General features: G+C 67.1%; 7 protein-coding genes. 2 read left to right on the top strand and 5 right to left on the bottom strand.

Annotated features, from left to right (window positions below; translation table 11 throughout):
• The 4 genes from JMF90_RS15845 to JMF90_RS15830 form a co-directional block, all read right to left on the bottom strand.
• Nucleotides 1-189 (bottom strand): DUF1488 domain-containing protein (locus tag JMF90_RS15845; RefSeq protein WP_201325219.1); only part of this gene is annotated, 189 nt, incomplete at its 3' end.
• Nucleotides 190-300: 111 nt separating this feature from the next.
• Nucleotides 301-699, bottom strand: a complete 399-nt coding sequence (locus JMF90_RS15840) for a DUF488 domain-containing protein (protein WP_011547741.1) — start codon at nucleotides 697-699, stop codon at nucleotides 301-303.
• A gap of 167 nt (nucleotides 700-866) precedes the next feature.
• The gene (locus tag JMF90_RS15835; RefSeq protein ID WP_011547742.1) at nucleotides 867-2,069 is read right to left on the bottom strand and encodes an amino acid aminotransferase; all 1,203 of its coding nucleotides are present in this window, start codon (nucleotides 2,067-2,069) and stop codon (nucleotides 867-869) included.
• Between the two features lie 46 nt (nucleotides 2,070-2,115).
• Nucleotides 2,116-3,501, bottom strand: coding sequence for an amino acid permease (locus JMF90_RS15830; protein WP_011547743.1), 1,386 nt, complete (start codon nucleotides 3,499-3,501; stop codon nucleotides 2,116-2,118).
• A gap of 325 nt (nucleotides 3,502-3,826) precedes the next feature.
• Between JMF90_RS15830 and JMF90_RS15825 the strand changes: the two genes are divergently transcribed.
• Nucleotides 3,827-4,300, top strand: coding sequence for an Lrp/AsnC family transcriptional regulator (locus tag JMF90_RS15825; protein ID WP_006479071.1), 474 nt, complete (start codon nucleotides 3,827-3,829; stop codon nucleotides 4,298-4,300).
• Nucleotides 4,301-4,327: 27 nt separating this feature from the next.
• Here JMF90_RS15825 and JMF90_RS15820 read toward each other — a convergent pair whose 3' ends face one another.
• Entirely contained in the window at nucleotides 4,328-5,185 is an 858-nt protein-coding gene (locus tag JMF90_RS15820) for an EamA family transporter (RefSeq protein ID WP_011547744.1), read from the bottom strand.
• Nucleotides 5,186-5,586: 401 nt separating this feature from the next.
• Between JMF90_RS15820 and JMF90_RS15815 the strand changes: the two genes are divergently transcribed.
• Nucleotides 5,587-7,260 (top strand): phospholipase C, encoded by a 1,674-nt coding sequence (locus JMF90_RS15815; protein ID WP_011547745.1) that lies wholly within the window; start codon nucleotides 5,587-5,589, stop codon nucleotides 7,258-7,260.
• Nucleotides 7,261-7,460: the final 200 nt, after the last annotated feature.

Below are 7,460 nucleotides of genomic sequence, written 5' to 3'. Positions count from 1 at the left end.
GTCGAATGCGCTCAGCAGATCGCGCTCGAGCAGCGACCGCGCGCCGAAATGATCTTCCAGCGCCTCGGCCGTGACCGCGCACTGGACGCAATGGCCGTCGACCAGCGCCGAAAACGCGACGACCAGGTCGCGCGCGCAGTATTCCGGCGGTTCGGACGGGAAAACAATGTGCATCTGTCGGCCTGTCATCGTCGTGATGGCTCCATGACGAGAGCATAGTGGCGCGCGCGGCCGCGCGCTTGACCCACGTCAACCGGTTCGCCGCACCGCACGATCACGGTGCGGCCGCGCGACGCCGCTTCAGCTTGCGTCGGGCTCGATCGCCGCGCCGCGCTCCGAGAGCAGTTCACGCAGCACGCTGCGGTGGCAATGGCGTTCGTCGTCGCAGTAGCAGCCGATCGACAGCGCGGTGGTCGCCGACAGCGCGGCCAGCAGGTCCAGCACCTTCGCCGGATCGCCATGCGCCATCTCCGCGCGGAAGTGGCGCTTGAACGCCTTCCATTCGGCGTCGGTTGCGGCGGCCTGCGCCTGTGCGACGAGTTCGGGGCTCGGCGACAGCGTCGGCAGCCATACATCATAGTAGTTGCGCGACGCGAATTCCGCCTTCGGCACGCCGCGCGGCGGCCGCCGCACCGTGCCGATCCGCAGGCCTTCGCCGGCCGCGCGCGGCGTGCCGAGCTGGATGATCCGGATGCCCATGTCGCTCCTTTATTCCTCTGTGTTGCGTGCGATCCCGTGATCGTACCGCCGCGCCCGCCCCGGCGTCAGCCGGGCAGCCCACATGACGGCCGCCCAACAAAAAACCGGCTGCGCCCGCGACGAGACACAGCCGGTTCTCAACCGTTGCGCGCCTGGGCGCGCCGCGTTCAGACGCCGCTCTTCAGCACCTTGCCGATCGCGTCCGCGACGATGCCGACGTTCGAGTCGTTCAGGCCCGCCACGCACATCCGGCCCGAACGCAGGATATACACGCCGTGCACCTCGCGCAGCGCGTCGACCTGCGATTCGGTCAGGCCCGTGTACGTGAACATCCCGCGCTGCTTCACGTAGCGCGTGAGCGCTTCGCCGCTCACGTGGTCGCGCAGGCCGTCGTGGATCGACTGGCGCATCCGCGCGATGCGGCGGCACATCGCCGACAGTTCCTCTTCCCACTGCTTGCGCAGCGCCGGCGTGCCGAGCACGGTTGCGACGACCTTCGCGCCGTAGGTCTGCGGGTTGCTGTAGTTCGAGCGCACCGCGCCGGCCAGCTGGCCGAGCACGCGATCGGCCGCGGCCGCGTCTTCGCAGACGACGCTCAGGCCGCCCACGCGCTCGCCGTACAGCGAGAAGTTCTTCGAGAACGAGTTCGCGACGAGCGTCGGCACGCCGCGGCGGGCCAGCTCGCGCACCGCGAACGCGTCCGCGTCGAGGCCCGCGCCGAAGCCCTGGTACGCCATGTCGACGAACGGCAGCAGCCCGCGCGCCTCGATCACGTCGATCAGCTTCTCCCACTGGCCTTCGTCGAGATCGACGCCGGTCGGGTTATGGCAGCACGCGTGCAGCAGCACGATGCTGCGCGCCGGCAGCGCGTCGATCGCCGCGAGCATCGCGTCGAACTTCAGGCCGCCCGTCGCCGCGTCGTAGTACGGATAGGTGTTCACCGTGAAGCCGGCGCGCTCGAAGATGAAGCGATGGTTTTCCCAGCTCGGATCGCTCAGCCACACCTGCGAATCCGGGAAATAGCGCTTCAGGAAATCGGCGCCGACCTTCAGCGCGCCCGAGCCGCCGAGCGTCTGCAGCGTCGCGATGCGGCCGGCCGCGCGGGCCGGGTGATCGGCGCCGAACACCAGCGCTTGCACGGCGTCGCGATAGGCGGCCAGGCCGACCATCGGCAGGTACGGCTTCGGGCCGCTGTCGCGCTGCAGCGTGGTTTCGGCTTCGCGCACGGCGCCCATCACCGGAATCCGGCCTTCGGCGTCGAAATAGATCCCGATGCTCAGGTTGACCTTCTGGTCGCGCGGATCTTTCTGGAAGTTCTCGTTGAGCGTCAGGATCGGGTCGCCCGGATACGCGTCGATGTGTTCGAACATGGCTTGAGTCGGTCTCGTTTGGAAGAAGGGTCGGTCGTGGCCTGCGTCAGCGTGCGGACGCGCCGTCGTGCACCGCAAAGCCGGCATTCTTCTGACGGAAGCGATACCCGATCGCGAGCACCGCGAGCCATACCGGGATCAGGTACACCGACAGACGGAGATCCGGCGTCAGGTACATCACGACGAGAATGCCGGCCATGAATGCCAGGCACAGGTAATTCGTGAAAGGATAGCCCAGACTGCGGAAGGAAGTCTCCTCCCCGGCAGCACACTTGGCCTGGCGGAACTTCAGGTGGATCAGGGTGATCATCGCCCAGTTGATGATCAGCGCCGACACGACGAGGCCCATCAGCACCTCGAACGCCTTGCCCGGCATGAAGTAGTTGACCAGCACGCACACGCCGGTCGCGAGCGCCGACGCGCCGAGCGCGGCAAGCGGGATGCCGCGCTTGTTCACCGAGCACAGCACCTTCGGCGCGTTGCCCTGTTGCGCGAGGCCGAACAGCATCCGGCTGTTGCTGTACACGCCGCTGTTGTAGACCGACAGCGCGGCCGTCAGCACGACGACGTTCAGCACGTTCGCGACCAGGTTGCTGCTCAGCGCGTGGAAGATCAGCACGAACGGGCTGCCGCCGGTGACGACCTTCTCCCACGGATACAGCGACAGCAGCACGGCCAGCGCGCCGATGTAGAAAATCAGGATGCGGTAGATGACCTGGTTGGTCGCACGCGGAATGCTGCGCTTCGGATCGTCGGCCTCGGCCGCGGTGATGCCGATCAGCTCCAGCCCGCCGAACGAGAACATGATCGCGGCCATCGACATCACGAGCCCCGACACGCCGTTCGGGAAGAAACCGCCGTGCTGCCACAGGTTCGCGATGCTCGCTTCAGGCCCTGCATGGCCACTTGCGAGCAGCCAGCCGCCGAAGCCGATCATCCCGACGATCGCGGCGACCTTGATGATCGAGAACCAGAATTCCGTCTCGCCGTACGATTTCACGCTCGCCAGGTTCAGCAGGTTGATCGCGACGAAGAACACGAGCGCCGACACCCAGGTCGGCACGCCCGGCCACCAGTACTGCACGTAGATCCCGACGGCCGACAGTTCGGCCATGCTGACGAGGATGTACAGCACCCAGTAGTTCCAGCCGGACAGGAAACCGGTGAAGTGGCCGACGTATTTGTCGGCGAAGTAGCTGAACGAGCCGGCGACGGGCTCGTCGACGACCATCTCGCCGAGCTGGCGCATGATGAAGAACGCAACGATGCCGGCCACCGCATAGCCGAGCAGCACGGACGGGCCGGCCATCTTGATCGTCTGCGCGATGCCGAGGAACAGCCCCGTGCCGAGCGCGCCGCCGAGCGCAATCAGCTGGATGTGCCGGTTCTTCAGCCCGCGCTTCAGGCCGTCGCTCTCGTTTCCAGAAACCATGTCTTCTCCACTCTGTCCGCCTCCGCCTGCGGCGGGGTGCGGCGCGCCTCGGTGTGCCGGGCGCTGTTTTTACTGTGCCGGCGGCCGTTCGTGGGGGCGCCGGGTTGGGGACTGCAATCTTCGCGTGGTGGCGGCACCGATTCGCGTCGGCGTGCCGGCCTGATTGGCCGCCGACTCGTCTGCCCCCGCCGCATTGCTGCGGCCGCACACGAAAATCCGGCGTCAGTTTAGCGTCGCGACGGCGAAATCGGGTTGCGTAACCCGCTCATGCAAACCCTACATTATGAGATAAGATTGCATCCAGGAGACAGATGAGGAAACAAAAATGCCTGAACCGGTTCTCGATCGCATCGATCGCCACTTGCTGTCGGTGTTGCAGGAGAACGGCCGCGCGTCGAATCTCGACCTGGCGAAGGCCGTCGGCCTGTCGCCCGCGCAGACGCTGCGGCGCCATCGGCGGCTGGAGGAGATCGGCGCGATCCGCCGTTACGAAACGCGGCTGTGCCCCGATACGCTTGGCTTCGGCGTCACCGCATTCGTGCACGTGACGATGGAGCGCGGGCATATCCGCGATTTGTCGAAGTTCCAGAAACTCGTGTCGGATCTCGCGCAGATCCAGGAATGCTTCTCGGTGACGGGCGATATCGACTACGTGCTGAAAGTCGTCGCGCACGACCTGAAGGGGTTGTCGACGTTCCTGCTCGAAACGCTGATGCGCATTCCCGGCGTGAGCGGCGTGCATTCGAGCGTGTGCCTCGACGAGATCAAGTGTACGAGTGCGATGCCGGTGGAAAGCTGACCCATGTGGCGCGCCGGGCTGATGCGTTTACCGCACCGCCTCGAACGCACTGATCAACAGCGCCCCGCAAGCAATCACCGCGCACCCGGCCGCCCGGCGCGGCGTCAGCCGCTCGCCGAGATACACACGCGCGATCAACGCCGCGAACACCACGCTCGTCTCCCTCAGCGCCGACACCGGGCCCATCGGCGCGCGATCCATCGCCCAGATCACGGTGCCGTACGCAAGCGCCGCGAACACGCCGCCGCAGGCGGCCTTCGCCGTCTCGCCGACCTCCTGCGTCAGCCGCAACGGCCCCGCCCGCAACCGGTAGTACACGGCCATCAGCGCGCCGGTCAGCACGAACATCCATGCGGTATAGCCGACCGTGCTGCCGCTCTCGCGCACACCGATCCCGTCCACCACGCTATAGGCCGCGATCGACACGCCGGTCGCGAACGCGGTCGGCAGCACCTGCGTCATCCGGTGTTTCGCGCCGCGCCCGCGCTCCAGCCCGATCGCCATGATGCCAGCGCAGATCAGCACGAGCCCGCATTGCGCGCCGACGTTCAGGCGCTCGCCCGCGAACGCGGCCGCGCCGAGCGTGACGAGCAGCGGCGCGGTGCCGCGCGCGACCGGGTACGCGACGCTCAGGTCGCCGTGCTCGTACGCGCGGACGAGCAGCAGCGTATAGACGACGTGGAGCACGGCCGACGCGACGACGCAGAGCCAGCTCGATGGCGTGATCGGCGCGGCAGCCGGCAGGAACAGCAGCGCGAACAGCCCGATCGCGATCTGCAGCACCGTGGCCGAGCGCAGCCGGTCGCCGCTGCTGCGCACCAGCGCATTCCATGACGCGTGCAGGAACGCCGCGCACAGAACGGCAAACAGAACGGGGATCGGCACGCTCAATACTCCCTGACGGTCGGAAGCCGCGCGGTGCGCGGCGGGCGTTCATCGTATGAATGCGTCACCGAATTGTCAAAAAAGCGACGCACGACGCCCCGTAAAAGATCGGGCCGGTTGCTCCCCGCCGCCCGCCCGGCATCGCTTGCGCCGCAAGCGACCCGCACGCCGCGACATGTGACGCGGAGGTTGCCGGCGGTCCGCCCCTTTCCGTTCTCTTTCGCATCGCGCCGCGCCGTAATGAAACCGATACCGGAGCGCAACCCTCGCGAAAACACTCCGTCCCCATATCTTCATACGCGGCTGTTCCAATGCGCGTGCTCCCTCACGAGCTCCGCGCCGAACCGACACGGCGACGGGGCCGTTCTCCACCATCGAAGGCCTTACCCTGGAGTTTTCCGATGTTCCGTCAAGCCTTGCTTGTCACCGCCTGCGCCGGCGCCACGCTTGCGCTGTTCGCCTGCGGCGGCAGCGACGATTCCACGCCGGCGCCCGTCGTCTCGTCGCAGGATGCGCTGCAGACCGCCACGCCGATCAAGCACGTCGTCGTGATCTACGGCGAAAACATCTCGTTCGACCACTACTTCGGCACCTACCCGAACGCGACGAACCCGTCGGGCGAGCCGGCGTTCACCGCCAAATCCGGCACGCCGACGCCGAACGGCCTGACGGGCACGCTGCTCACCGCGAACCCGAACTTCACAAACACGGCCAACGGCACCGACGCGGCGAACCCGTTCCGACTCGACCGCACGCAGGCCGCGACCGCCGACCAGAACCACGCGTACACGGCCGAACAGCAGGCCGAGGACAACGGTCTCGCCGACCTGTTCCCGAAGTACACGGGCAAGGGCTCGTCCGGCGGCGCCGGCGCGTTCGGCACGAAGGGCCAGGTGATGGGCTACTTCGACGGCAACACGGTGACCGCGCTGTGGAACTACGCGCAGCGCTTCGCGATGAGCGACAACACGTTCACGACGGGCTACGGGCCGTCGACGCCGGGTGCGCTGAACGTCGTCGCGGGGCAGACCAACGGGATGCAGATCGTCAAGACGTCGAAGCAACCGTCGACGCTCGCCGCCAGCTCGTACTACATCAATGACGGCCAGGGCGGCCTCACGATGATCAACGACGTCGATCCGGGCTTCGACGTGTGTTCGAGCACGACCGACCAGGCGATGATGACCGGCAAGAACATCGGCGACCTGCTGAATGCCGCGAAGATCACGTGGGGTGGCTTCATGGGCGGCTTCAACCTGTCGACGACGAACGGCAACGGCACGACGGGCTGCGCGCGCAGCACGGTCGCTACCGCCGTGAACGCCGCGACGGCCGACTACATCCCGCACCACAACTGGTTCCAGTACTACGCGTCGACCGCGAACCCGCAACACACGCGCCCGAGCTCGATCGCGGCGATCGGATCGAGCGTCCAGACCGACGGCAAGACGGCCGAACCGGCGAACCACCAGTACGACACCGACGACTTCTTCGCCGCCGTGAAGGCCGGCAACTTCCCGTCGGTCAGCTACCTGAAGGCGCCGGCCGCGCAGGACGGGCATGCGGGCTATTCGGATCCGCTCGACGAGCAGGCGTTCGTGACGAAGGTCGTCAACTTCCTGCAGCAGCAGCCGGACTGGCAGAACACGGCCGTGATCGTCACCTATGACGACTCGGACGGCTGGTACGACCACGTGTACACGGCGCCGACGCACGCATCGTCGGACCCGGTCGACCAGCTCAACGGCGCCGGCAAGTGCGGCACGGGCGGCACCACCGGCGTGAGCGGCGCGACCGTGAACGGCCGCTGCGGCCCGGGCGTGCGTATTCCGCTCGTCGTGATCTCGCCGTATGCGAAGCAGAACTACGTCGATCACACGATGCTCGACCAGTCGTCCGTCGTGCGCTTCATCGAGGACAACTGGCTCGGCGGCCAGCGGATCGGCGGCGGCTCGTTCGATGCGACGGCGGGCGACCTGCGCAACCTGTTCGACTTCACGTCGAAGCCGAACACGACGCCGTTGTATCTCGACCCGACGCTCGGCACCGCGTTGAGCGCGGCCCCGGCGATCTGACCGTCACGGCATGACCGCATGGCCGGCGCATCACGCGCCGGCCGTTTCCATTTAACGCGTCGCTTCGTGCGACGCCCGATTTTCGATCGACAGCATGACAGCTCGCCCCGCCTTTCCGTCCCCCGACGCCGCCGGCACGCCCGCGCCGCGCGCCCCTTCCCGCCTGCTGCGCCGCGTGGCGTTCGTGCTAGGCGCGGCCG

Source organism: Burkholderia sp. E168m23 (assembly GCF_016586125.1).
In the GTDB taxonomy this organism is placed as follows: domain Bacteria; phylum Pseudomonadota; class Gammaproteobacteria; order Burkholderiales; family Burkholderiaceae; genus Burkholderia; species Burkholderia orbicola.
The sequence above is the reverse complement of the archived record's forward strand: the minus strand, read 5'-3'. Positions and strand labels throughout refer to the sequence as shown.

Excerpts from the sequence above, each read along its gene's own strand:
- JMF90_RS15840 (WP_011547741.1), bottom strand. The coding sequence starts at position 699 with ATGGGCATCCGGATCATCCAGCTCGGCACGCCGCGCGCGGCCGGCGAA.
- JMF90_RS15835 (WP_011547742.1), bottom strand. The coding sequence starts at position 2,069 with ATGTTCGAACACATCGACGCGTATCCGGGCGACCCGATCCTGACGCTC.
- JMF90_RS15830 (WP_011547743.1), bottom strand. The coding sequence starts at position 3,501 with ATGGTTTCTGGAAACGAGAGCGACGGCCTGAAGCGCGGGCTGAAGAAC.
- JMF90_RS15825 (WP_006479071.1), top strand. The coding sequence starts at position 3,827 with ATGCCTGAACCGGTTCTCGATCGCATCGATCGCCACTTGCTGTCGGTG.
- JMF90_RS15815 (WP_011547745.1), top strand. The coding sequence starts at position 5,587 with ATGTTCCGTCAAGCCTTGCTTGTCACCGCCTGCGCCGGCGCCACGCTT.